Genomic DNA, 25,065 nt, shown 5'->3' with positions numbered 1-25,065 from the left:
TTGGGGCTCAATTACCCCTTTTCGGACTGCCCTTCTCATTTCTATATTCTTGTAGAAGATTCTTTACTTTCTTTACTAGGCTTTATATATTCTTTGATTTTACTTGCAAACTGTTTAGTCCGGGATATTTTCAATTCGATAATGGGCTGTGCCATGGAACCTATAATCTCGCTTGAAAGCATCACTGTAATCAAGAAGGATAGTCCAGCCAACATGATAAAGCTTTCGGTATCACTAAAGTATTCCTGGAGTGTGCTTTCACGGAAGAAACGAATGAAGAAGCCATGAAGCAAGTACACATAAAGGGTCTGCTTACCCCAGTTCGTAAAGAAATACTGTTGACGCGGAATAAAGGATAAAAAGCTAAACACCGTTATTACACTTAATCCGTAAAATCCAAGGCGTTTAAACATGGAAATGATGGACGTTTCTTCTAGCTCGGAATAGGGCTTTGAGCCAAGCAGCCATTTGTAATTGATGTCTGATTTTAAATAAAAACCAATGAAAACCACTAGAATGATAAGTAACGACGCTATATGGACTTTGGGTGTAAATAGTTTTTTTAAATGATCTTTATTTAAATGATATCCGATTAAAAACATAGGGAAAAACACAAAAGTTCTCGATAGGCTCAGGAAATTGGAGATGAAATCCATATATCCAACCAGTAAGGCGATAAGAAATGATAAACCAATACCAACAAGTGGCTTCAGTTTCGAGAAACCGAGCAGCATGACGTTCCAGCAAAATAAACTGATCAAGAACCAAAGAGACCATTGAGGGTTTAGCATGTCTACATTGAAGGATGAACGGTCATATAAGAAATAATAGTATACCGTGTAAATAATTTGGAAAATGACATAAGGCATGATCATTTTCATCGTGATCTTAGCTAGATATCCTTTCTGGTAAAAACCTTTTGCAAAAAAACCTGAAACAAGGATAAAGGCTGGCATATGGAAAGAGTAAATGGTTTTATATAGTGCGTAAATCACTTCACTATCGTTTATATAAGTGTTTAACAAATGTCCAAAAACAACAAAGCCCATGAGTATGAACTTAGCATTGTCAAAGAAAAAATCACGTTGTTTCATAGATGCCTCCAAGAATTTATTTTAAGGGCTAGATTCATTGTCTTATATACCCTAAAAAAATAGAATGAAATCCATAATCTTTAAAAAGCTTATATTCACCATATTGAAAAATAAAATTTCATGATGGCTCCTGGTGTATTCACCATTAATGAATAATTATATTCTACTGTTTTTTTGGAATTGCGAGGGAATTAGGAGGAGATGTCGAATTATAATGTTAAATAAATGAAACGCGTGGTTATGAAAGGGGTGTAAATTATGAATGTGGAGTATGAGGCTGTCTATAATGAGGAAATCATCAGGTTGAATCAGCAAATTGCAGAATATAAGGAAATGTTTAATTTCATTATAGAGCCCCTTATAATGATGGATGAAAATCTGGGCTTTTCTTACGCGAATGAGGCGGCATGTTTGTTGCTGGATATATCTAGAGAGAAATTGACTGAATTGAGGCTAACTGACTTTCTTCAGGAAAGTTCCTTTTTTGATGTAAACCTTCAGGAAGGATTCAACAGCCTAAAAAATTCTCATAGGGGAGAGGTACAACTTCTGACTGGAATCAAGAAGGAACTTGAGTTTATAAGGATTGGTACACTTTCAAATGGTAAGGGCATTTTTCGTTTGGAAGAGGTGACAGAAGTCAAACGGGTAGGGGAAGGTCTGAGGTCACCCAAACTGTTTTTGGGTAATTATGATAGGGAAAAAGAGGGCATTCTTCTTTTGGATCGTGAAGGAGTCGTAGTGGAGGTGAATTCAGCATTCATTGATGGCCTCAAAATCAATAAAGGGGAGCTGATAGGCAAAAAAATGTCCGAGTTGATGACGCATGAATATGAGCCTACCGTGAAAAAAGGGGTTGATAAAATATTTTCTACGTTGAAATCGATGGGGGAATTGGAGGTAACGCTTCATGGCAAGCCTTGTCGGTTTACTTTTTCAACCAGTTCGACAGTCGGCAATGAATATTTCAAGTCGACTTTTTCCAAGATTACAGAATCAAAAATCATGGAAAAGAAATTAGAGACGAGCGAAAGGATATTTGCAGAATTATTTGATCAGTCCATGGAAGGAATCATTTTTTGGAATGAGGACGGAATCATTTTCCGGGTGAATCACTCAGCTTGCAAAATATTTGAATCTACGAGGGAAGAAATGCTCGGCAGTGACACCTGGAAGTATATCTTTAAGAAAAATCATTACTTTAAGCGAATGCTCGCCACTTTTGAGAGAGATGGACAAGTTAGGGACGATATTTTTTATAAAATGCCAAATAACCAAATAAAATTGCTTGAATTAACAGCAAAGAAACATGAGGGCGATGGGTATAATGTAACGATTATTCGCAATGTAACCGAACGTTGGGAGATAGAAAAGGAATTACGGAAAAGTGAGAAGAAATTCAGGAAGATTTTTGAGGGTTCAATGGATGGAATGATTTTATGGAATAAAGAAGGGTTCACAGACATTAACGAATCCGGGAAAGCGATTTTGGGAATCTCCAAGGAAAGACTTCTATCTTTGTCTGTTAAGGAATTCATCGAAAAGATACCGGGAAATGCAGAACAGTTCAATGCCTATGTGGAAGAGGTGTATAAAAAAGGAGTATATTCTTCCATCGTTCCGCTAAAGTTTGAAGATGGAAGTGTTAAGCATATTGAATTTTTGACCAGGAGCAATTTATATTCCAATCTGAATTTAACCGTTTTTCGAGATGTTAGTGAAAATCTTGAGATGCAAGAGCAAATCAGGAAATCAGATACATTACATGTAGTTGGTGAACTTGCTGCAGGGATTGCACATGAAATTAGGAACCCCATGACGGCTTTGAAAGGGTTCATCCAGTTGCTCGAGGACATGGTCCAGGAAGATTTTTCTACCTATTTTCAAATCATCACTTCGGAAATAAAGCGAATAGAGACCATCATTACAGAGTTTTTGGTTTTGGCAAAGCCACAGGCACTTCAATACCTGGCACAAGATGTACAGATAATCATGAAGGAGACACTTGAGTTATTAGCCGCAGAAGCTTTACTTAATAATATCCGGTTTGAGACGGACTTCGAGGGTGCAGAGTTCAATGTATTTTGTGAAGCAAACCAGTTAAAGCAAGTGTTCATCAACATTATAAAAAATGCACTGGAAGTTATGCCGGATGGAGGGACCATCCGTATTAAGAGTCAAGTCTCGGAAAAGCACGTTTGTATATCGATTATCGATCAAGGAAATGGGATTTCTGAGGACAAATTGAAAAAATTAGGTGAACCTTTTTATACGACAAAGGAAAGAGGAACAGGGTTAGGGTTGATGGTTAGCTATAAAATTATAGAAGAACATAATGGCTACATCGAAGTGGAGAGCGAAGTTGATAAAGGGACAGGGTTTCATATATTTTTACCTTTAAAAAGTAAAGCATAAGAGAAGTCTTCTAATTTAATTTTTCCTCATCAGAATGGACTTTAAATCTTTCATATTATGAAAGGTTTTTTTTTCGATAAAAATATTACCTATTCATGGGTGTCAGTATATTGAGGTTCCCGTCATTTTCTGTCTTGTAGTGCTTTTTATTTTAGCGCAATTTAAGAAGTTTTGTCTTTTTTTGCGAACCTATTTACATATAAGGTATATTTTGTAATAATTCTTTATTATGATCAAACTTTAAAAGGACGGAGTAGTGAATATAGGTATGAATTGTCGGAATGCTGTAGCAATTTGTAGTGAAATACGAATAAAGCGTTGGGAAATGATAGAGTTTGCACAAACACATGGTATGAGTCACGAACATACCATTCGAATCAGCGAAGAACTGGATAAGCTGATTAATGAATATTTGATTCTGCAACATCATACGCCTGTAGAAATGAGAGTGGAAACACTAGACATGGTGGTTGTCATGCAGGAACCATTTTACAATGATTACTTCCTATCAAATGCTGAATAGGAAGTTGATGGATATGAATTTTTAACACTGGGTAGCGGTGACTAAATCGAAATCGAGGTCAAGGATGGAATATATAAAAATATTAATAAGAGGGGAGATTAGTCAGGCAGCCCTATTTTTCATAGAAGGAGAATTAATGAATGTCATCGTCAAGAATCCAGATCAATTTAATTCTGGTGATACTGTTATCTGCCTGTATGAATCTCAAAAATTCGAAACGAAAATCATAAAAAAGCAAGACAATAATTTATATTTATTTGTTCCCTGGTTCGAAGCTCTTCAGGATAGTGAACGGAGAAGAGCAGCAAGGGTGTCTTATGTTGTGGAGGGACAAGTTCAATCCGGTAAAAAGTACGAAAGAGTTCGATTGATTGATTTAAGCATAAGGGGTATTGGGTTTTCGTGTGAAAAAAAACTATTGAATACGGAGTTGCAAGTGATAAGCTTTATGATTGAAGATGTCACTAATCATTTTACTATCAGGATTCAAAATGAACAGAAGTTGGATGATATATATCGGTATGGGGCTAGCTTCATAGGGGTTTCCGTCAAAGACCTGTTTTACGTCAGAAGGTATATCCTTAACAGGCAGCTTGAAAAATTATCAGCTATGGCTATATAAAAAAGGGCTGACTCCCATAAAAGAGCCAGCCTTTGTAATGTGTCTAGTTATAGGATTTCCAATAAAATCACCATAAATAAGAGCCCGACAATGAAGGAATAAGTAGAGGTCCGCTCATTTCCATCCCCGTGGCTTTCGGGAATCAATTCTTTATAGACGATGAAAAGCATGGCTCCAGCCGCAAAGGCAAGACCATAAGGAACCAGGAATTCGATATAAGAGGTCAAATAATAGCCTAATAGGCCTGTGACGATTTCTATAGCGCCGGTTAATGTAGCAATGATGAAGGCCAAAAATTTCCCAATCTTTTGATTGATCAAGAACAATGCAACGAGCAAGCCTTCTGGAGCATTTTGGAGACCTATTGCAAAAGCTATCAAATTCCCTGTATCAGGCGCGTTAGATGCATAACTTACTCCTACCGATAGGCCTTCCGGAATATTATGCAATGTGATGGCTGTAACGATGAGCAAAGCTTTTTCATCAAATTGAATGCCACTTTTCGTATGACCGAGATCGATATGTGGAATGTTTTTTTCCATCATGGTCAAAGTTATAACCCCTAGGAAAACCCCTACTATAAGTTGAATATATCCCCCGGTAGCCAAAGACTCTGGAATTAGGCTGAGCATAGATGCCGCCATCATGATTCCAGCCGTGAAGGCTAAAAGTGTGTCTCTAAAGCGATGGGTAATGGAACCTTTAATGAAAAGGATCGGTAGAGCACCGGCTCCTGTAGACATAGCAGAGAGGATGCTGCCTAATAAAACTCCACTCATAAATTTCTCCTTTCCAGGTTCTTGTCAATTCTCTTTTTTCTAGGTGAAACAATAATTTATTGTATTTCGAATATCCGATTTGGTGCCAGTATGATCGGTATATGTTAATGGATGATTATGTTTCGGTATGCCATTTTTTTAACATCAAATCAGATGGCAACATCACGCTTATAATTCCTAGCAATGGCAAGAACCCTACAATTTTAATCATGGATGCAATTCCGATAATATCGGCAATCGCCCCAAGTGAAACGGATCCAATCGCCCCCATGCCAAAAGCGAGCCCTACAGTCAGGCCAGCCATCGTTCCAACTTTACCGGGAACTAATTCCTGTGCATAAATCACGGTAACGGAAAAACTGCTCATGATAATGAATCCTGCGGCTAACAATAGAATAAAGGCTGCGGTGGGTGGCACGAATGGCAACAGAGCCGTTAAAGGTGCACTTGCAGCAAAGGAAAAAAGAATCACGTTTCTTCGTCCGAAACGGTCGGCGAGCGGCCCACCGAAAAATGTCCCCACTGCCCCGGCGGCTAAAAAGGCGAAAAGAAAGATTTGTGCTGCTTTTATCGTGAATAAGTGCTGTTCGATTAAGTAGAAACTATAAAAATTCGTCATGCAGGATACATACCAGGAGCGGGCGAAAATGATGAATAAAATCAAGATCAAGGCTTTGGCCACTTTATTGGTACGATCCTTATTAATGACTTTGGCAGTGAGGGTTTTTGGCTGGAAATGCACGAGCCTGTGAGCATACCACTTGGCAATGTACAGTAATAGCATGACTGCGGCAAAGGCGACGAAAGCAAACCAGAGAGCACCTTTTTGGCCGAATGGAACAAGTATGATAGCAGTGATGAGAGGAGCAAGCGCTTGGCCACTGTTCCCCCCTACCTGGTAAATCGATTGGGCCAGACCTCTTCGAGGACCTCCAGCCATGTATGCAACCCGTGAGCCTTCTGGGTGGAAGATTGCTGATCCAAGGCCCATTAATAGAACAGCACCAAGTATGATTGTATAGTTTGGTGCGAGAGCCAGGATGATGACCCCGATTAAAGTGCTGGTCAATCCGATTGGCAAGGCATAAGGAAGAGGCTTTTTATCGGTATAAAAGCCGACCGCTGGCTGTAAGAGAGATGAAACGATATTCAGGCAGAAGGCAATCATGCCGAGCTGAGTATAAGTAAGGGACATTGATTCTTCTAGGATGGGAAACATGGCCGGTACCACGGCCTGAAGGGAATCGTTCATTAAATGACATATCCCGATGATAATCATGATTTTGAGGGTCATCTCTTGATTTTTAGGTATGGGTTTTGATGCCGTGGTACTCGCCATATGTATTTTTCCTTCTTTCTAGACTAGAATCTTATATATTCTTAGCGCTTTTTCACCATATAGATTATAGAAGGCGGTTATATTACTCATTACAGTCCTCTTTTAAGGTTGGTAAACTAATCATAAATGTTGTACCCTCTAAAGGTTTACTTGTAACCTCGATTGTTCCATTGAAGAGTTCGATGATTCTCTTACATACGAAAAGTCCTAAACCGGTGCCTTCCTTCTTGGAAGTATAGAATGGCTCGAATACTTTATGGATATCGTTTGCATCCAATCCATGTCCAGAGTCGGTGATTTCTATTATAGCTTCTTGCTTTTTTTGATAAATATGTATGGTTAGCTTTTGACCTTGCTCCATAGCCTCAAACCCATTTTTGGCTATATTAAGTATGACCTGCTTAAGTTGGTCCTTCGTACAGTTTACAGGGACTGGTGACCTAACTATATCCCATTCCACTTCAATATTGTAATACCGGGCTTCGGATTCTATTATTGGCCTTAGTTCGGCAACGATGCCGCGGACATCATAGGAGGACAAGTGCTGTACCATCGGTTTTCCTAAAATTAAAAACTCACTGACGATGCTATTTATCCGTTCTATCTCCTTCATGATGACAGAATAATAGAACTGGTCTTGCTCATCGGGATGTTTTTCATTAAGCAATTGGACAAGTCCTTTAATGCCGGTAAGTGGATTTTTGATTTCATGTGCCGTACTTGCGGCAAGCGTACCCACGAAATTCAGCTTTTGATCATCGATTAGTTGTTTTTGCTTCTTGGATTCCTTGCGAAAGAGCAACTCATAATCAATGATATATATCACGTTAGTAATGATGAAGGTGAAAAATATACAAGAATAAAATACATTGATGTGGTGGGTATCGACCTTATCCGGCATTTTAACAGATAGAGACCAGTCGGCTTCTGACAAGGGAATGCTCACCCATCTTGAATTTGAAGTAGCTTCTTCTATATTAACATCAAGAATCCTATCGCCATTGCTTGCTTGGAGTTTAACCGTTTGATTGGGTAAAAGTATTTTCATGATATTCTCTACATAATCGAATGCTATGTGTACCATTAAAAACCCCTGTACTTTTTCTTCATTTTCTAATAAAGGGGAAAACATGGTGAAACAGTTACAATTTAAGTCATCAAGTTCCGGTTTACTGACCACTAACGGTTTATGAGTATTAACAGCCAAGTCCATATCCTCTTGCTTGATCAATTTGGAATGGTTGGCCTGCTCGCTTGTACTATGTATGGCGATTCCTTCTTCATTCAACAGGTATATGTCTAAGTACCTTGAGTCTGTATCTATAATGGAGTGTAATATTTTCTTTGTTCGATCGTCCCTATATGGAATGGAGATACTGAGACTTAACAGTTCAACATTTTCCTTGGTTTCACTGATAACTTGGTCGATATATTTTTGATAAACGGATCCAATCTTCTCGGCTTGGGCTTGCCGTTCTTTTTGGATGGCTTGATTGAAGTATAACCAATAAATGATAGTTAAAATGATTAATGGTAAAATAACAATGAATATATATTTCAAAAATCTTGGTCTAAATCTCATGAGGTCACTACTTTAATTTTTTCTTTTAGTATATCAAACTGGATGATTAAACAATAGCCATACACATTAGGCAAAATTGACAAAAAGGACATAATAGAATATAATAACTTTTAATTCAAGATATTTTAATTAAAAATTTTAAGGTTGTGAAGTTATGGAAAATGATAACATCCAACAGTCATTAAAGCTGTTTATCGTGATGTCAAGAGCTCATCGGTCGATTAATGATATAGTGAATAAACATATAGCCGAAGCGGGCTTGAACCCTACTGAATTTGCCGTGCTAGAACTGTTATATCATAAAGGGGATCAACCGCTTCAACAAATTGGCGGAAAAATCTTGCTTGCTAGCGGTAGCATTACTTATGTGGTGGACAAGCTCGAACAGAAGGAATTTTTACAGCGGATAGCTTGTAAAGATGACCGCCGTGTAACGTTTGCCAAAATCACGGATAAAGGCAAAGCCTTTATTGAGAGTGTCTTCCCAGATCATGAAAAAAGAATCGATGATATCATGAGCGTCCTTACGCAAGAGGAAAAAGCGACTGCAATTGAATTACTGAAAAAAATCGGTTACTCTACGAAACAATAGTCTTGTAAACCAGCACCTTAATTAAATTGAGGTGTTTTTATATTTTTTTATCCTGAGGTTTGTCCACGGTCAAGTTCATGCAGGTGCTTTTTCGTGAATAAGAAGGCAATGCATTAGAACATGGCGAATTTATTATTATACGGTTATTCAAAATGACCGATACAATTGATGATATTGGGGTGTAAGCATGAAATTTAATGAGTATGCGTATGAACGTCCGGAATTGGATGAAATTAAAGGGAAGTTCACGAAAGCTCTTCAGAAGTTTACGGATGCGAATGATGTAGAAAAACAAGTGGAAGCAATAAATGAAATCAACGTCATTCGAAACTATGTAGGCACGATGAGTAATCTTGTCTATATTCGGCATACAATAGATACAACAGATGAATTTTATAAAGCTGAGAATGATTATTTAGATGAATTCTCCCCGGAGATGGAAGAAATGACTTCCACATTTTATGCTGAACTTGTCCAATCAAAATTTCGCCCGCAGCTTGAGGCAAAGTGGGGCAGTCAACTCTTTGATCTTGCTGAGGCACAGCTTAAAACGTTCTCCCCGGAGATCATCCCGCAATTGCAAAAGGAAAATAAGCTATCAAGCGAGTATTCACAGCTAATTGCCTCAGCAAAAATAGATTTTATGGGAGAAGAGCGGACGTTGGCACAGCTTCAGCCCTTTAGAGAGTCGGAGGACCGTTCGGTTAGAAAAAATGCAAGTGAAGCTTATTATAACTTCTTTGCAGAAAAACAGGACGAATTAGATCGGATATTTGATGAGCTAGTGAAGGTGCGCGATGAGATAGCAACAACATTAGGGTATGAAAATTTCGTCGATCTCGGCTATTATCGTATGACTAGGACTGATTATGACGCGGAAATGGTAGCAGCATTCCGTAAACAGGTGAAAGAGGAAGTGGTCCCGCTTGTTACCCGTTTGATGGAACGTCAGCAGAAACGGCTTGGTCTTGAGGAACTCTATTATTATGATGAGAATTTTCAGTACAGTACGGGAAATGCCATCCCTAAAGGCGATGCGGATTGGATCGTGGAAAATGGCCAAAAAATGTACCGTGAACTTTCTGCCGAAACGAATGAGTTTTTCAATTTTATGATGGATAATAACTTAATGGATCTTGTGGCGAAAAAGGGAAAAGCCAGTGGAGGCTATTGTACATTTATTGAAGACTATAAAGCTCCATACATTTTTTCGAACTTCAACGGAACTTCCGGTGATATCGATGTTCTTACACATGAGGCAGGACATGCTTTCCAAGTGTATCGCAGTCGTAACCTGGATATTCCTGAATATAATTGGCCGACATACGAGGCTTGTGAAATCCATTCGATGAGCATGGAATTCCTTACATGGCCATGGATGGAGTTGTTTTTCAAAGAAGATACCGAAAAGTACAAGTTTTCTCATTTAAGTAGCTCGCTCGTGTTTCTGCCATACGGGGTAGCTGTCGATGAATTCCAGCATTTTGTGTACGAAAACCCAAAGGCATCGCCACTTGAAAGAAGACAGGCATGGCGTAAAATCGAGCAGGAATATTTACCTCACCGTAATTATGAAGGAAATGAATTTTTAGAAGGTGGGGGCAATTGGCAACGGCAAAGCCATATCTATGAATCTCCGTTTTATTATATTGACTATGCATTGGCACAAATCTGCGCTTTCCAATTTTGGAAAAGATCCATGGAAGAAGACGAGAATGCTTGGAAGGACTATCTAAACCTTTGCCAGCTTGGTGGAAGTAAATCTTTCCTAGAGCTGGTGGAATCGGCTAACCTGGACTCTCCATTTACAAAAGGGACTGTTCAATCTGTTGTAAGGGTTATTGATGAATGGCTTAGTTCTGTCGATGACCAAGCCTTATAATTTTCGGAGGCTAGTGAATCACAAGCGTTTCTTGAGGGGATTTACCTTAAGAAACGCTTTTAGTTTATTGGACCGAAAGCATTTCCATTAATTCAGGTTAATATGACTTGGCCTGTCTTAAATTCCCCCCACTTACATATAGATGTAGGGAGGAGGGGAGTACATGCTTTCAAGATGGTCAGGGATTTTTCAGGTTGCAGCCGTTTATGTGGGTACAGTTGTCGGAGCGGGTTTTGCAACGGGAAAAGAAATTGTTGAGTTTTTTACCCGTTACGGCTTTTACGGCTTTATCGGGATTTTAATAGCAGGATATATTTTCATTTTCAGTGGTACGAAAATCATGCTGATTTCTGCAAGAATCAGGGCCTCTTCTTATGAAGAGTTCAATCAGTTTTTATTCGGGAAAAAACTTGCGGTATTTATCAATATCTTTTTCCTTATCATGCTTTTAGGTGTAACAGCGGTCATGATTTCGGGTTCAGGTGCCGTTTTCGAGGAACAGCTTGGAATCTCGAAAAGTATCGGAAGCTGGGCTACGGTCACTTTGGCTTCACTGGTATTGATGCTTGGAATGCGAGGGCTTTTCACAGTCAATACGTTTGTTGTACCAATCATGATTCTATTTAGCTTGATTCTTTTCTTCTCCACTTTAGAAAATGGTGATTTTATATCTTATCTCACACAAGTCCCAAAAGAAGGCATCAGCTTGAAGATGATTTTCTCCCCATTTGCCTATACCGCTTTTAATCTGGCTTTAGCGCAGGCGGTGCTTGTTCCGGTCGCGTATGAGGTCAATGACGAAAAGATTATCAAGAAAGGGGCTATCCTCGGTGGTGTATTCCTTACGGTCATTCTGCTGACTGGCCATTTTTCACTCATGACCCTTCCTGATGTGACTAACTATGAAATTCCTTCGGCGGTCATTATGAAAACGGTGGGAGGGCATTTACATTGGATGTTCATTCTTGTGATCTATGGGGAAATCTTCACTTCGGTCATCGGAAATATTTACGGATTGCAGAAGCAAATCAGTAACTATATCAAAGTGCCAGGCATAGTCATCGTTGCCTTCAGTTTTATTGTAGCATTGATCATTGGCGCATACGGATATGGAAGGCTCTTGGGTTATCTCTATCCGGTATTTGGATACATAAGTTTACTGTTTTTAATCCTTGTTTGGAAAAGCAACACAGGGAAAAGGATATAAATATAGAGGGAAAGGTTTCAACCTTTCCCTCCATGTATAGATCATGATTCTTTCATCAGTGTTTTAGCCATCTCTAGAAAAGCATCGCGGTAATCAGTGTCTGTCTTTGTGAACATGGTTAAGCGGACAGGAGCCTTCTCATCTTTAAGCAAGACTGAAGTAACTACATCATCGCCGTTCACGACTTCGTAGCCGGACCCGTTATCTATATTTAGTGCTGGATCTTCAATCTTATTTGATATGCTTTTCAGTTGGGTTTGAACATTTTCCTCAACTTCATCCCAATTGACATCCTCCGTTAATAATTCAATCCTCATAGACACAGAGTCATCATCAGTAAGGAATAAGATATCTTTTCCAGGTTCTTCAGCGGTCAATTCAAATTGTTGCAATACATAAAGGCTGAATGGTTGGTTATCACTATTTTTCAGGAAAGCCGTTTCTTCTTTTGCCTCCCCATTAAGTGTATACTGCAGATTTTGTTCCATAAGTCTCACTTTTTTTGTTTCTTCAGGATTACTATCAGACTCATTGGATGAGCCGCCTTTATTCTCTTCCTTTACCGGTGATTTTTGTGGTTCAGCCGTCTTGTCATCCGTGGTTGTCCCACAGCCAGTCAGCAGAAATGCCACCATTGTCGCTCCACCTATATACTGTGTCCATTTTCTCATCTTTTTTCCCTCGACTTTCTGTTTGAATTCTCTTATGTGTGTAAAGGTATTTCCTTCAGGCGAGCAAGCCTTTTATATATAGACGAATGAAAAAGAAAAAAGTTACAAATAATGTATAGTATACAAATATACCATAAAGTTCCTCAATAGAAAAACGGAATGGTCATTAACCATTCCGCTAAGTCTCGTACCATCATCCAATGATTTTATAATTTTTATGATTGACAACTGTTTTCTGTTCAAGTTCCAAGTCAAGGTAATTTTCCATATACGTGACATCCACGATTACAGAGTTCTCGTTCACTTTCTCGACGATTCCTTGCAAGCCATCTCTAAATTCAATGATATTTCCAACTTCCGCTTTCTTCATGGTAATCATCCTTTCCCATTTCATTTTCAATGATAATCAGTAACTATGAATAAATGGATTATTCGAACACCTTGCTGTTTAGATTTTGACCTGGGGAGTGCAAGTAAAGAGAATTCATATCTCTTCGGTGAGCAGAGTGGTTATAATGACTAGTTAGAAAGTACAGGTCTGGGTGAAACATGGGTGGTTTATGCTATATTATGGAAAATCATATGAGCATAGTTACCCTTACTTGTATGTAACTGGATGATACTTATGTACGAAAAATACCAATCTATTTACATTATGATATTTTACTTTACAGTTTGCACTATTTTTGGGTATTCGTAAAGAATAATATAGGCAAATTGACCACAAAAACTTATGGTTCTTTATTTGAGTTAAGCTTATGTTAAAATAGAAACGGAATTTCTCCTACCCCGAGTATGAAATCGACAATTAATTGAGGAGGAAATAGGATGGATGCCGAAGAAGCAAAACTTGTCCTAGATAAATTAGCGAATCGAGAAATGAAGGAATTCAGGATCAATAAAGAAGATTTTTTGAGTTTTCGCGAAGTTCTTGTACAAAGAGCTGATTTCAAACATTTCCGAGGAAATGCCCAGCATAATGGGGAAGTCATTTATACTTATTTAGAGGAAGCAAGAAGTTAAATTAGGAAGGACGTCTCAATTAGGAGGCGTCCTTTTCCTATTAAAAGGTAATTTCCATTTCCTTTCTCAATTTATGCAGAGTGGTTTTTCGCCATGATTTGACGGCGGCAGTTGATACATTAAACATGTTTGCAATTTCATTCTGGTTTTTATCTTCGATGAAAGTCAAGATAAGCCAGCGCTTCTGGTTCAGTGTCAAGTTTTCCGTGTAAGCCATGAAGTTTTCCATCATGAAAGCTTCTTTATCTAACGAAAAGGGGTCTATAACATCCAGGAAAGCTCTATCAACTGGCTGGCTATGTGTATCGTATTTATGCTGGCGTTTTAATTCATTGATGATTCTTCCTTTTATGACTGTATAGGCGAAGTTGGAGAATTTTCCGTTTGCTTCATCGTACTTGTCCTGTGATTCCCATAACGCGATCAATCCAATTTGAAAGAAGTCCTCTTTATTTTTGTAGATGGAGAGTGATTTAATAACATGATGAATCATCGGAGTGAACTGTTGGGATAAATTTGAAAATCCGTCCATTTTCTACACCTTTTTAAAAAGTGCACTTTTTGTGTATTCCCGGGTGCTTACAGCTTAAATAAATTCAGAGGATTTATCGAAAAGGAAAAATTGATAAAATTTGGGCTGCAAAATTGAATTTTGCAAGGGCAAATTGTGAAAACGGCCATTACATTTGTTGAATTTTGAAGTTTTGTATGAAAAGGGCACAATAAAAAAAGCACATCCGGAGACCGGATATGCCTGACATAACCTATTGATTATTTTTTCGATAGGTTTTAAGTTCCTTGATTATGATTTCTTTCAATCTATCATTTTCATTCATAATGAGTCCGTACATATATAAGGATGCCTTTTTCTTTTTCCAGAGAATTCTTCCCTGTAGGGTGATTTCATCCCTATTCATGATGAAGGTTAGCAAAAGTTCGAGGTCCGCTTGTTCGGGAAGGTCAAGAGTGGACTGAAACTTTAGCCCGCCGGCACTTATATCGAGAACGGACATGGCTCCATTCCGGCTTTTGTTTTCCAAGTTGTTTATTCTAATGATGCTAAAAAAACCAGAAAGTGGAGGGTCGAAAGGGAAACGAAATGCTTCATCTCTATTATATTTCACAAGGTATCCTCCAGGATATTTCTTAATTTTTCTTAGTAATCATTTTTTACTGATAAATGATGTGAAACATGCATGGTGCTAGCTCAACTCTGTGATTTTCGGAATCCGGCGTTCACGGCCTCTTGTTCTGTACAAAATAATTCTTCCTCTTTTGTTATTTCATAGTACTGTCCACTCGGTATGTGGTAGATCTTATCACCTTTTGAATTGATGTTTCCTTTAATTTCCGGATTGGAGCAAGAGGATTTTTTCGTTGGTTTATCTATTGTCACTTTATCAGCCTTTGAATCATCAAAGCCTTTCGAAGTGGCATAGTTTTCCAACGACCAGATGCCAACTTCCTTTTTTTGCGCTTGTTTCTGAATGGCTTCTAATTCGTCAAGGTATTTTGTATTAGGGGCATATACGTATGCAACCCGGGCCAGCCCTTTTTCTAGCAGAAGCTTATTCACCATTTTTCCGTCTACATAAAAATAGGCCAACAGACGTCCGTATTTATCCCTTTCACCAATTCCGGTCTCAACTTCTACTTCCGATCCTGCGGGCATCAGCTCTTTAGTAAATTTGCTAGCTTCAGGACCAAAAGGTTGAACGGGTTTGGTCGGGTGGACGGTTTCCGGTGTATCTATTAAAAGAAGTCTAACCGTTTCTTCTTTGCCGTTAGCCGTTTTGATTTTCACCGTATCTCCGTCAACTACGCGGACTATTTTCGCCGTGAAGGTTTTCCCTTTTGATTCATTGGCTTCTTCGTTGTCTGTAGAAAGGGTGTTTTCCGTTGAAGACGTCGTATTTTCCCCGGTGGAATTTTCTTCTGTTGAATCGTCCACCATTTCCTGGCAACCTGTTAACGTAAGCAGACATATTGCCATCAGGATGAGTAAATGTCTATAAGATTTAAAAAATGTATGTGTATTCACCATTATTCCTCCATTCAAGTTGTTTTCCATGGTGCCATGGATTAGTAAGGGTTCGAAAATAATACTACCTTATTGAATGGTGAAAGAAAATGAAAATTATTCTATGTTTATATTATCCATTTTTTTCTCTGATGGTTTATTCTTATAATGAAACCGTGAGGCATGAAAGGTAGGAACGAAAACTATGTTCAAGCTTGAAAACGTTACATCTAAAGGGATTCTAACTATTGATCATCTTGAAATCCCAGCAGGAACGATCACCTGTTTGACTGGGGAGAGCGGGGCCGGGAAAACTTCGCTGCTTCGACTATTAAATAGAATGAATGAGCCTGACACGGGGGAGATTTTTTATCAAGGGCAACTCCTTGAAACTCTCAACCCGGTAGCGCTCCGTCGAAAAGTCACGATGCTTTCTCAAACAGCACTTACTTTACCTGGAACCATTGAAGAAAACCTGCAAATGGGGTTAGCGTTGACGGATAGGGAACCGCGATCAAAGGACGAGCTCATGAAAGTGCTTGAGACCACTTTATTGAAGAAACCTTTATCAGCTGATGCAGAGAAACTGTCGGGTGGGGAGAAGCAAAGATTGGCACTGGCAAGGTTACTTCTGTTAAAGGCTGACGTGTATTTATTGGATGAGCCGACATCCGCGCTTGATGAAGAAACAGAATTGGAGGTCATGAGCCGATTTATAGCAGAAGTGAAACAGGAAAGGGGAACGGTGATCATGATCACTCATTCGAAGCGACTTGCGGATACTTGCGCTGAGAGAAGGATTGTCCTTAAAAAGTCTACGGAGGATGACTATTAATGGAGAGTAGTGGGATAATAGATATTGAGCTCTGGCGGTTATGTGCGGCCTATTTATTTGTCGTACTACTACTAGTAATTGTGAAATGGCGAGGGATATCACGAGAAAAACAAATTTTGCTTGCTACAATAAGGATGACGATCCAACTCATTCTTGCTGGCTATGTATTGACCTATATATTCGAAAATCCTCATCCATTGCTATCGATAGGGTTTTTGTGTTTGATGGCTTGGTTTTCCATCCGTAATATCTTTAACCAAATATCATTTACGCTAAACAAGAGAATTAAACGCATGGTGATTTTAAGCATGCTCACTGGGCCGATGGCGGCTTTGTTTTATTTTAACCTAGTCGTCATCCACTTCACGCCTTGGTATGAACCACGTTACTTTATCCCGATTGCCGGGATGATTGTCGGGAATGCGATGACGGGAGTTACGTTAGCTTTAAAAAATCTGCATGACGGAATTACCACTAATCGCGAAAAGGTGGAGGCATTATTGATGCTTGGTGCGACTCCGCAAAAGGCAGTCAAAAAATATGTCGATGCAGCTTTCGACTCGGCCGTTTTACCGACCCTGAACAACATGTTAGGAATGGGTATCATTTTCCTTCCGGGTATGATGACTGGGCAAATTCTTTCGGGTATCAGTCCTCTCATCGCCATAGAATATCAAATTGCGATACTCATTGGGATTCTTGGTAGCGTTTCAATAACGGTCATTCTTTTTATCATGTTGAGCTTTAAGGCATTTTTCACAAAGACCGCTCAATTGGCCATCTAAACTTAAAACTCCGGTAAAGTAATTGTTGCAGTTTTATCTTTAATTTTGTACGATTCATAAGTACAGGATAGTTATGGTTTGTCTGTTGAGAATGATAATGATATTCTGAATAGGAAATCATATGATTTTCGTAACTTTCTTAGTAAGAATAGGGGAAAACCTTACATAGCCTATTCTTCTTAATTTATCTTAAAGGAGATTGATTGATATGGTAGAAAAAACATTTACAGTAACAGCAGAAACAGGGATTCATGCTCGTCCGGCTACATTGCTTGTACAAGCTGCAGGTAAATTTGATTCAGAAATTAACCTTGCATATAAAGAGAAAAAAGTGAATCTTAAGTCCATTATGGGTGTTATGTCACTTGGTATCGGAAAAGGTGCAGAAATCACGATTACTGCTGAAGGAAGCGATGAAAACGACGCTCTTAAAACACTATCTGACACATTGAGCAGAGAAGGTTTAGCAGAGTAATGTCCACACTGATAAGTGGAATTGCAGCTTCAAGTGGGATAGCCATCGCTAAAGCCTATCGTCTGATCGAGCCGGAATTATCTGTCGAAACCAGAAACGTTGAAGACGTTGAGGCTGAAATATCCCGTTTTAAGGAAGCGATTCAAAAATCAACAGTCGAATTAGAAATCATTAGAAACAAGGCAGAACAGGATTTAGGTCCCGATAAGGCGGCCATATTTGATGCTCATTTACTGGTGCTTTCCGACCCGGAACTGTTAAGTCCCGTCCAGGACAAAATCCAGTCAGAGAAAGTGAATGCTGAATCTTCCTTGAAGGAAATTGCAGGCATGTTCATCTCGATGTTTGAACAAATGGATAATGAATATATGAAGGAACGAGCTGCCGATATACGGGATGTAACAAAACGTGTGCTATCACATCTTTTGGGTATACATATTCCAAATCCAAGTATGATTGCCGAAGAAGTGATCATCATTGCAGAAGATTTGACGCCCTCTGATACGGCTCAGTTGAATCCGATTTATGTTAAAGGGTTTACGACCGATATTGGTGGTAGGACTTCACATTCAGCCATTATGGCACGTTCATTGGAGATACCTGCTGTAGTAGGAGCTAAAACGGTGACTGCTTCCATAGAAAATGGGGACATGATCATTATTGATGGTCTGAATGGTGAGGTGCATATCAACCCTACCGCTGAACTTTTGAAGCGATACGAAGAAATTCAGAAGAACTATGCCTTGCAAAAGGCTGAGTGGGCAAAACTTGTTCATGAAGAAACGGTTACGAAAGATGGACATCAAGTAGAGCTTGCGGCCAATATTGGGACACCTAAGGATTTACAGGGAGTTCACAAAAATGGTGGTGAAGGCATCGGTTTGTACCGAACAGAATTCCTCTACATGGGAAGAAATGAAATGCCTAGTGAGGAAGAGCAGTTCGAAGCCTACAAGGCTGTCCTAGAAGGGATGGCTGGAAAGTCAGTTGTCGTCAGGACACTTGATATAGGCGGGGACAAAGAGTTACCTTATTTGCAGCTTCCTAAGGAAATGAACCCATTCCTTGGTTATCGTGCAATCCGTTTATGCTTAAACGAGCAAGAAATTTTCCGTACACAGTTACGGGCGTTGCTACGGGCAAGCATATACGGAAACTTGAAAATCATGTTCCCTATGATTGCCACATTAACGGAATTCCGCGAAGCCAAAGCTGTGTTAGAAGAAGTGCGTCAGGAATTACTTGGAAATGATATCCCGGTGGCAGAAAAGATTGAAATCGGCATCATGGTTGAGATTCCTTCCACTGCGGTAATGGCAGATGTTTTTGCGAAGGAAGTAGATTTCTTCAGCATCGGAACGAATGATTTGATTCAATATACAATGGCAGCTGACCGGATGAATGAGAGAGTCTCGTATTTATATCAACCATATAATCCGGCGATTTTACGACTCGTTAAGATGGTTATTGATGCTGCCCATAAAGAAGGAAAATGGGCAGGCATGTGTGGCGAGATGGCTGGAGATGAAGTGGCGGTCCCAATTTTAATTGGGATGGGCCTCGATGAATTCTCCATGAGTGCCACCTCAATACTAAAAGCTCGATCCCTAATCAGGAAACTTTCACATGAAGAAATGAAAAAACTATCGCAAGATGTCTTGACAATGGATACAAATGACCAGGTGAAGGCAGCTGTACTTGAGAAAGTGAAGAAGTAGAGACAAAAGTCGGCGTTCCATCCAATGATGGAACGCCGTGAAAGTTTATAAGGATTTTTTTAAAAAAGAAGTTTAACGAAAATATACATGGGTAAATAAAGAACAAGCACAGTTGTTTAGCTCGATTATAGGCAACTGACATTCTCATTTCCCCCTTTTAAAGCCGGCTGGATTTCCCAGTCGGCGATTTTTTTTAGAAGAGATAAATATTGACAATTCAGATTTTTCGCTTTATACATATAAAGATATAATAAAAGTGGGTTTTAATCTAAGCATAAGGGGGATGTAAGATGGATTTATATTTACAGAAGAAAAATGCGTTGGTTTTAGCCTCAAGCCAAGGACTGGGAAGGGCAATTGCTGAAGAGCTTGTTAAAGAAGGTGCCAACGTCATGCTTGCAGCAAGGAATGAAGAAAAACTTGCAGCGGTGCAAAAGGAATTATCGAAACTGGGTAAGGGGAAAATATCCTACAAAGTTACTGATATCACAAAACCTGATGATATTAAGTCATTAGTGGCGAGAATGGCTACGGAATTTGGTGGAATCGATATCCTTATCAATAATGCCGGGGGCCCCCCAGGAGGGACATTTGCAGACTTCAATGATGAAGACTGGCAACATTCGTTTGAATTGAATTTATTAAGCTTCATCCGGACCATTCGGGAAAGCCTGCCACATTTAAAACAACATGGTGGTAAGATCGTTAATATTGCTTCGTCGTCCATTAAAGAGCCGATCCCAGGCCTATTATTATCGAATACATTCCGGACTGCTATCGTCGGGTTGGCGAAAACCTTGGCTTCAGAACTTGCGCCGGACAAGATATTAATCAATACGGTTGGACCTGGACGGATCGCAACAGACCGCATCCAACATTTGGATAGATTCAATGCTGAGAAACAAGGGGTCACTGTAGAGAAAGTAACCGGACAATCTCTAAGTAACATTCCGCTTGGACGCTATGGTGAACCAGAGGAATTTGCGAAGTTCGTCACTTTCCTCGTATCTGGTGCGAATACATATTTAACCGGACAATCTTATTTGGTGGATGGCGGAATGGTTAAGTCCATCTAAATTTAACAAAAGTTGATCGAGAGGGGAATGAACATGACGAGAAAAGAAGACACGGTCATCGGATTTATTGGCACAGGAGTTATGGGGAATAGCATGGCTGGCAATCTATTAAAAGCGGGTTACGAAGTGTTTGTCCATACAAGGACTAAGGAAAAGGCAGGCAAGTTAATCGATAAGGGGGCAAAATGGGCAGCAACGGCTAGGGAGATTGGACAGCAAACGAACGTGATCATTTCCATGGTCGGGTATCCGAGCGATGTCGAGGAGATATACCTGGGTGAACAGGGGCTTATCGAACATGCGAAAGAAGGGGCCCTTTTTATAGATATGACTACCTCCACACCTTCCCTTGCCGTGAAGATAGCCAAGGAAGCAAAGAGAAAAGGAATGGAAGCTCTTGATGCCCCCGTTTCTGGAGGGGATATTGGAGCCCGAGATGCAAAGCTTACCATCATGGTTGGTGGGGACCCTGAGTCGTTTGAAAAGATACTCCCGATTCTAGAATGTATGGGAAACAATATTGTTCATCAAGGACCCGCTGGATCTGGTCAGCATACGAAAATGTGTAATCAAATCGCCATTGCCTCCAACATGATAGGGGTTACGGAAGCAATCTCATACGCCAAAAGGGCAGGGCTTGACCCAGATAAGGTGCTCCAAAGCATTTCATCGGGTTCCGCGGGCAGCTGGTCACTATCCAATCTTGTTCCACGAATGGTCAAGGGAGATTTTGAACCAGGATTTTATATCAAGCATTTCATTAAAGATATGAAAATTGCCCTTGATGAAGTGGAAAAAATGGGATTGGATGCTCCTGGATTAACATTGAGCAAATCATTATATGATGGGCTGGCAGAGGCCGGTGAGGAAAACAGTGGCACCCAGGCATTATATAAACACTATAATTAAAAGTGCTAACCACTCTTTTTTTGAATAAGCTGTAAGCGACAGTCTTTCAAAAAGGAGTGAGACGTATGGGTGACTTTGATGATATTCATATGAAGTTTCAAGAATTAGAAGATGGCATATACATTGTCCGAATCGAAGGGTATAAAAGGGAAAAAACGATTCACCAAACAAAGCCCATCCGTTGGGAATTGAAATTAATGAATGAAAGTCCATTGATCTTACCGGTGAAATTCAGCCATATCGAGACCGATGCCGGGTTTCAGATATTGATGCGAGAGCTGAAAAATTTAGGTCATTCAAAACCGCGAACCGCCAAGGAATTTGAAGAAGTGATGACGGACTTATTGGGATCTATAGTGGAAGTGAGCCTTACGACAACAAATAAGGAAGAAGGCTATCGCGAGGTGCGTTTTTTACGGAGATTATATTAACATTTTTTCATGATGAAAATGGCCTCAACGGATCAACTGTTGATGGCCATTTTTCTATACTCTTCATTCGTTATTTCAAAAAGGCTTCCATGCGATTCAACCCTTCCTCAAGTGTATCCATAGAATAGGCATAGGAAATACGGAAGAAGCCTTCGCCTAATGGAGAAAAGGCATCGCCAGGAACCACAGCAACCTTTTTCTGTTTAACTAGTTCCAGGCAGAACTCCAAGGAGGATGGGTAGCCTGCAGGCAATTTTACGAAAAAGTAAAAGGCACCATCCGGTTTGACCACATCCAACTTCATTGCCTGCAATCGGCCGTAAACATAGTCTCTTCTTCTTGCATATTCCGTTTTCATGGATATGCTGTCGTCTTTCCCAACCGTTAATGCAGCTAAAGCAGCTCGTTGCGAAATGGAACTTGCGCAAGTAACATTATATTGATGGACCTTCAACAGATGTTTCGAGATGGATTCAGGAGCAAATAACAGACCGATTCTCCAACCAGTCATCGAATGAGATTTGGATAAACCGTTGAGCACGATGGTTTGTTCTCTTAAATAAGTAGCAATCGATACATGATTTTGGTCGAAAACCAACTCGCTATATATTTCATCGGCCAAAATGAAAATGTCTTTGCCCCGCACGAGCTCTGCGATGTCCTGTAGCTCTTCTGAAGTCAACGTGACTCCGGTAGGATTCGAAGGGTAAGGCAAAACGATGCAACGGGTTTTTTCAGTTATGTATTCTTTAAGGATATCAGCCGTCAAACGAAAACCGTTCTTAGTCGTGTCTGCATAAACTGGCTCGGCCCCGCTCATTTTTATGATCGGTTCGTAGCCTGGATAGACAGGTCCTGGGAGAATCACTTCATCTCCAGGTGTAAGGATCGTCCGGAATGTAATATCGATTCCTTCACTTGCTCCTGAAGTTACGATGACTTCATTGACTGGATCGTATGAAAGTCGATATTTTTCTTTTACATATTCACTAGCGGCTTCTCTTAATTCCAAATAACCGGCATTATGGGTATAGACTGTATAATCTTCATCGATTGCCTTTTTTGCCGCTTCTTTAATATGCTGGGGTGTTGGGAAGTCAGGCTGGCCTATCGTTAAGGAAATGGTCCCCTCTATATCGGCGACTAGATTATAAAATTTTCGAATGCCCGATATTTGCACCTCTTTTACAAGCGGGTTTACTAAATGTTCCATTTGAGAAGATCCTCCTTGTACTTTTCATTATTAGTTGTATATTGAATTGGGGTTTGACGAATCCACTCTATTTTATCATTTTGTAAGGGAAGAGGAAAAAATAACTTTATAAGATTAATGTATTAAAGACCAATAGAATTTAAGGAATGATAAGAATGATTAGAACTTGTGCCATAACAAAAGAAAATGAGGCCATTTTTGATGTAGCAATCGAAAAACTGAATGAAGATCATATTGAATGGTTCTGGGTGGACTTTTCAAAACCTACGATGGAGGAAGTACAGCTGCTATCGAGCCATTTTCATTTTCACCATTTAGCGATTGAAGATTGCCTGGATGATTATATTCAGCGTCCCAAAATGGATTTTTATGAAGGTTATCAGTTCCTTGTGATACATGCAATCCGGCAGAAAGTCTTCAAGGCTGAAGAATTGGGACTCTTTCTCGGGAAAAAATGGTTAGTTACGTTTCATAAGGATGAGCTGGAGGAATTAGAAAAGGTTTGGAATGAAATCCCCGAACTGGAATCACTGAAACAAGGTCCCTTTTTCCTCATGCATAGACTGATAGATCGAATCGTGGATGAATTCTTTCCTCCTGTTTACAAAATAGAAAGTGAGTTAAACAGTATCGAGGATAACACACAAGATGACACGATTTCGGAATTGATGGATCAGTTATTTGATTTGAGGACGGATTTGTCAAGAATCCGTCGTATAATCCTCCCGATGCGTGACTTACTTTATAGGATGATTTCCTCTGACCGACTGAATTATTTAAAGGATCAGCACCTTTATTTCCATGATGTATATGATCATCTTCTTAAACTAACGGAGATGCTTGAATCCTATCGGGATTTCTCTTCCGACATTCGTGACAGCTACTTGTCGGTCAATTCGAATAATATGAACTCTACCATGATGACGTTAACTGTCATTACGACCATTTTCATGCCACTTACATTCATTGTGGGGGTTTATGGCATGAACTTTAAGTACATGCCTGAATTGAATTGGCATTATGGGTACTTTGTGATACTTGGTATGATGGGTGGCATTGCCTTCATGATGTTTGGATACTTCGTCAAAAAGGGTTGGCTGAAAATAGGTAAAAAGCCTCGAAAGAGATGAATTGATTTGGAAGCGTAGCGTATGGATGGAAATATGATAAGTGTCTTTGTTATAATAAAGAAGTTATTATAATTTCCATATATATGAAAAAGAGGTGGTATAATGGAAAAGAAATTAGAGAGTTATCCAGAAGAAAAAAAAGAGTATGCAGGTTTTTGGATTCGGTTTGGTGCCAATATTATTGATGGGATTATAATCGGCATCCCCTCAGGAATCTTAATGACAATCGTGAACCTATTCTGGATCGGCAGCATGTCAAGCGTACAGGAAGACATGTATGACCCCACTTATGGGGGTGGCGGGGAAATATTTGCATTCATGGGCGGTACTTTAATAACGGTGTTTTTATCTGTACTTATTAGCTTTTTTTATTATACGCTATTACACTCTTCAAAATGGCAGGGGACTATCGGGAAGAAACTGCTGAACATTAAAGTGGTAGATTTGAATGGGAAGCGAATTGGTTTCGGAAAGGCTTCAGGACGATACTTTGCTACAATCCTTTCAGGGATTATCTTTTATATTGGCTATATCATGGCCGGATTTACGGAAAGAAAACAAGCTCTTCACGATATGGTGGCAGGAACGCTGGTCATTAAATATAAATAAAAATCATGGTGAGGAGGCTCCGTGCGAGCCTCCTTTTCAATTGTGTGCCAGGCATGGCAACTATCTAGGTGGTGAAAGTCCACTGTGGGGGTACACATCGACCAACCACTAAGGAAGCGCAAGGTACTTGCCGTG

At 39.6% G+C, this 25,065-nt stretch carries 26 protein-coding genes; 16 read left to right on the top strand and 10 right to left on the bottom strand.

What is annotated here, in order from left to right:
- Window positions 1–41: 41 nt before the first annotated feature.
- Window positions 42–1,094 (bottom strand): acyltransferase family protein, encoded by a 1,053-nt coding sequence (locus tag ACIQXN_RS16100; protein WP_402968645.1) that lies wholly within the window; start codon window positions 1,092–1,094, stop codon window positions 42–44.
- Between the two features lie 258 nt (window positions 1,095–1,352).
- Here ACIQXN_RS16100 and ACIQXN_RS16095 point away from each other — a divergent pair, with 258 nt between their 5' ends.
- The 3 genes from ACIQXN_RS16095 (at window position 1,353) to ACIQXN_RS16085 (ending at window position 4,654) form a co-directional block, all read left to right on the top strand.
- Window positions 1,353–3,509, top strand: coding sequence for a PAS domain-containing protein (locus tag ACIQXN_RS16095; RefSeq protein WP_402968642.1), 2,157 nt, complete (start codon window positions 1,353–1,355; stop codon window positions 3,507–3,509).
- 256 nt (window positions 3,510–3,765) lie between these two features.
- Window positions 3,766–4,032 carry an aspartyl-phosphate phosphatase Spo0E family protein gene (locus ACIQXN_RS16090; protein ID WP_402968639.1) on the top strand — a complete coding sequence of 89 codons (267 nt, stop codon included), beginning with the start codon at window positions 3,766–3,768 and terminating at the stop codon, window positions 4,030–4,032.
- 64 nt (window positions 4,033–4,096) lie between these two features.
- A complete protein-coding gene (locus tag ACIQXN_RS16085; protein WP_402968636.1) occupies window positions 4,097–4,654 on the top strand; it encodes a PilZ domain-containing protein in 558 nt (185 codons plus the stop codon).
- A 47-nt stretch (window positions 4,655–4,701) separates the two neighbouring features.
- On the opposite strand, the gene ACIQXN_RS16080 is transcribed toward ACIQXN_RS16085, so the two are convergent.
- From ACIQXN_RS16080 to ACIQXN_RS16070, 3 genes are all read right to left on the bottom strand, one after another.
- Entirely contained in the window at window positions 4,702–5,433 is a 732-nt protein-coding gene (locus ACIQXN_RS16080) for a ZIP family metal transporter (protein WP_402968633.1), read from the bottom strand.
- A 115-nt stretch (window positions 5,434–5,548) separates the two neighbouring features.
- Window positions 5,549–6,772, bottom strand: a complete 1,224-nt coding sequence (locus tag ACIQXN_RS16075; RefSeq protein WP_402968631.1) for an MFS transporter — start codon at window positions 6,770–6,772, stop codon at window positions 5,549–5,551.
- Window positions 6,773–6,854: 82 nt separating this feature from the next.
- Window positions 6,855–8,354 carry an ATP-binding protein gene (locus ACIQXN_RS16070; protein WP_402968628.1) on the bottom strand — a complete coding sequence of 500 codons (1,500 nt, stop codon included), beginning with the start codon at window positions 8,352–8,354 and terminating at the stop codon, window positions 6,855–6,857.
- A 154-nt stretch (window positions 8,355–8,508) separates the two neighbouring features.
- Here ACIQXN_RS16070 and ACIQXN_RS16065 point away from each other — a divergent pair, with 154 nt between their 5' ends.
- From ACIQXN_RS16065 to ACIQXN_RS16055, 3 genes are all read left to right on the top strand, one after another.
- Window positions 8,509–8,946, top strand: a complete 438-nt coding sequence (locus tag ACIQXN_RS16065; RefSeq protein WP_402968625.1) for a MarR family winged helix-turn-helix transcriptional regulator — start codon at window positions 8,509–8,511, stop codon at window positions 8,944–8,946.
- 187 nt (window positions 8,947–9,133) lie between these two features.
- Complete coding sequence (locus tag ACIQXN_RS16060) at window positions 9,134–10,828, top strand: M3 family oligoendopeptidase (protein WP_402968622.1); 1,695 nt, start codon at window positions 9,134–9,136, stop codon at window positions 10,826–10,828.
- A 163-nt stretch (window positions 10,829–10,991) separates the two neighbouring features.
- Window positions 10,992–12,035: a YkvI family membrane protein gene (locus ACIQXN_RS16055; protein WP_402968619.1), complete on the top strand. Its 1,044-nt coding sequence runs from the start codon at window positions 10,992–10,994 to the stop codon at window positions 12,033–12,035.
- A 41-nt stretch (window positions 12,036–12,076) separates the two neighbouring features.
- Here the strand turns inward: ACIQXN_RS16055 and ACIQXN_RS16050 are convergent, their stop codons facing one another.
- Both ACIQXN_RS16050 and ACIQXN_RS16045 read right to left on the bottom strand, forming a co-directional pair.
- Window positions 12,077–12,706, bottom strand: coding sequence for a hypothetical protein (locus ACIQXN_RS16050; protein ID WP_402968616.1), 630 nt, complete (start codon window positions 12,704–12,706; stop codon window positions 12,077–12,079).
- 193 nt (window positions 12,707–12,899) lie between these two features.
- On the bottom strand, window positions 12,900–13,076 hold the full coding sequence (locus tag ACIQXN_RS16045) for a YkvS family protein (protein ID WP_402968613.1): 177 nt from the start codon (window positions 13,074–13,076) through the stop codon (window positions 12,900–12,902).
- Between the two features lie 458 nt (window positions 13,077–13,534).
- Between ACIQXN_RS16045 and ACIQXN_RS16040 the strand changes: the two genes are divergently transcribed.
- The gene (locus tag ACIQXN_RS16040; protein ID WP_402968610.1) at window positions 13,535–13,729 is read left to right on the top strand and encodes an abortive phage infection protein; all 195 of its coding nucleotides are present in this window, start codon (window positions 13,535–13,537) and stop codon (window positions 13,727–13,729) included.
- Window positions 13,730–13,769: 40 nt separating this feature from the next.
- On the opposite strand, the gene ACIQXN_RS16035 is transcribed toward ACIQXN_RS16040, so the two are convergent.
- From ACIQXN_RS16035 to ACIQXN_RS16025, 3 genes are all read right to left on the bottom strand, one after another.
- Window positions 13,770–14,261, bottom strand: coding sequence for a sigma-70 family RNA polymerase sigma factor (locus ACIQXN_RS16035; protein ID WP_402968607.1), 492 nt, complete (start codon window positions 14,259–14,261; stop codon window positions 13,770–13,772).
- 232 nt (window positions 14,262–14,493) lie between these two features.
- Entirely contained in the window at window positions 14,494–14,853 is a 360-nt protein-coding gene (locus tag ACIQXN_RS16030) for a PilZ domain-containing protein (protein ID WP_402968604.1), read from the bottom strand.
- An 83-nt stretch (window positions 14,854–14,936) separates the two neighbouring features.
- Window positions 14,937–15,770 (bottom strand): thermonuclease family protein, encoded by an 834-nt coding sequence (locus ACIQXN_RS16025; protein WP_402968601.1) that lies wholly within the window; start codon window positions 15,768–15,770, stop codon window positions 14,937–14,939.
- A 184-nt stretch (window positions 15,771–15,954) separates the two neighbouring features.
- On the opposite strand from ACIQXN_RS16025, the gene ACIQXN_RS16020 reads away from it, so the two are divergent.
- The 7 genes from ACIQXN_RS16020 (at window position 15,955) to ACIQXN_RS15990 (ending at window position 21,978) form a co-directional block, all read left to right on the top strand.
- Window positions 15,955–16,584 (top strand): ABC transporter ATP-binding protein, encoded by a 630-nt coding sequence (locus tag ACIQXN_RS16020; RefSeq protein WP_402968598.1) that lies wholly within the window; start codon window positions 15,955–15,957, stop codon window positions 16,582–16,584.
- A complete protein-coding gene (locus tag ACIQXN_RS16015) occupies window positions 16,584–17,369 on the top strand; it encodes an ABC transporter permease (RefSeq protein ID WP_402968595.1) in 786 nt (261 codons plus the stop codon). The genes ACIQXN_RS16020 and ACIQXN_RS16015 overlap by 1 nt, the downstream gene beginning before the upstream one ends.
- Before the next feature lie 208 nt (window positions 17,370–17,577).
- Complete coding sequence (locus ACIQXN_RS16010) at window positions 17,578–17,844, top strand: phosphocarrier protein HPr (RefSeq protein WP_402867991.1); 267 nt, start codon at window positions 17,578–17,580, stop codon at window positions 17,842–17,844.
- Window positions 17,844–19,562: a phosphoenolpyruvate--protein phosphotransferase gene (gene ptsP / locus ACIQXN_RS16005; RefSeq protein WP_402968592.1), complete on the top strand. Its 1,719-nt coding sequence runs from the start codon at window positions 17,844–17,846 to the stop codon at window positions 19,560–19,562. The genes ACIQXN_RS16010 and ptsP overlap by 1 nt, the downstream gene beginning before the upstream one ends.
- Before the next feature lie 290 nt (window positions 19,563–19,852).
- A complete protein-coding gene (locus ACIQXN_RS16000) occupies window positions 19,853–20,638 on the top strand; it encodes an SDR family oxidoreductase (protein WP_402968589.1) in 786 nt (261 codons plus the stop codon).
- A gap of 33 nt (window positions 20,639–20,671) precedes the next feature.
- Window positions 20,672–21,547 (top strand): NAD(P)-dependent oxidoreductase, encoded by an 876-nt coding sequence (locus ACIQXN_RS15995; protein WP_402968586.1) that lies wholly within the window; start codon window positions 20,672–20,674, stop codon window positions 21,545–21,547.
- A 65-nt stretch (window positions 21,548–21,612) separates the two neighbouring features.
- Window positions 21,613–21,978, top strand: coding sequence for a hypothetical protein (locus ACIQXN_RS15990; protein ID WP_402968584.1), 366 nt, complete (start codon window positions 21,613–21,615; stop codon window positions 21,976–21,978).
- 70 nt (window positions 21,979–22,048) lie between these two features.
- On the opposite strand, the gene ACIQXN_RS15985 is transcribed toward ACIQXN_RS15990, so the two are convergent.
- Entirely contained in the window at window positions 22,049–23,191 is a 1,143-nt protein-coding gene (locus ACIQXN_RS15985) for an aminotransferase A (RefSeq protein ID WP_402968581.1), read from the bottom strand.
- Window positions 23,192–23,337: 146 nt separating this feature from the next.
- Here ACIQXN_RS15985 and corA point away from each other — a divergent pair, with 146 nt between their 5' ends.
- Together corA and ACIQXN_RS15975 are read left to right on the top strand one after the other, a co-directional pair.
- Window positions 23,338–24,321 (top strand): magnesium/cobalt transporter CorA, encoded by a 984-nt coding sequence (gene corA, locus ACIQXN_RS15980; RefSeq protein WP_402968578.1) that lies wholly within the window; start codon window positions 23,338–23,340, stop codon window positions 24,319–24,321.
- A 102-nt stretch (window positions 24,322–24,423) separates the two neighbouring features.
- Window positions 24,424–24,930, top strand: coding sequence for an RDD family protein (locus tag ACIQXN_RS15975; RefSeq protein ID WP_402968575.1), 507 nt, complete (start codon window positions 24,424–24,426; stop codon window positions 24,928–24,930).
- Window positions 24,931–25,065: the final 135 nt, after the last annotated feature.

Source organism: Peribacillus sp. NPDC097295 (assembly GCF_044761665.1).
GTDB lineage: Bacteria > Bacillota > Bacilli > Bacillales > DSM-1321 > Peribacillus.
This window is presented reverse-complemented; position numbering and strand designations above follow the sequence as displayed.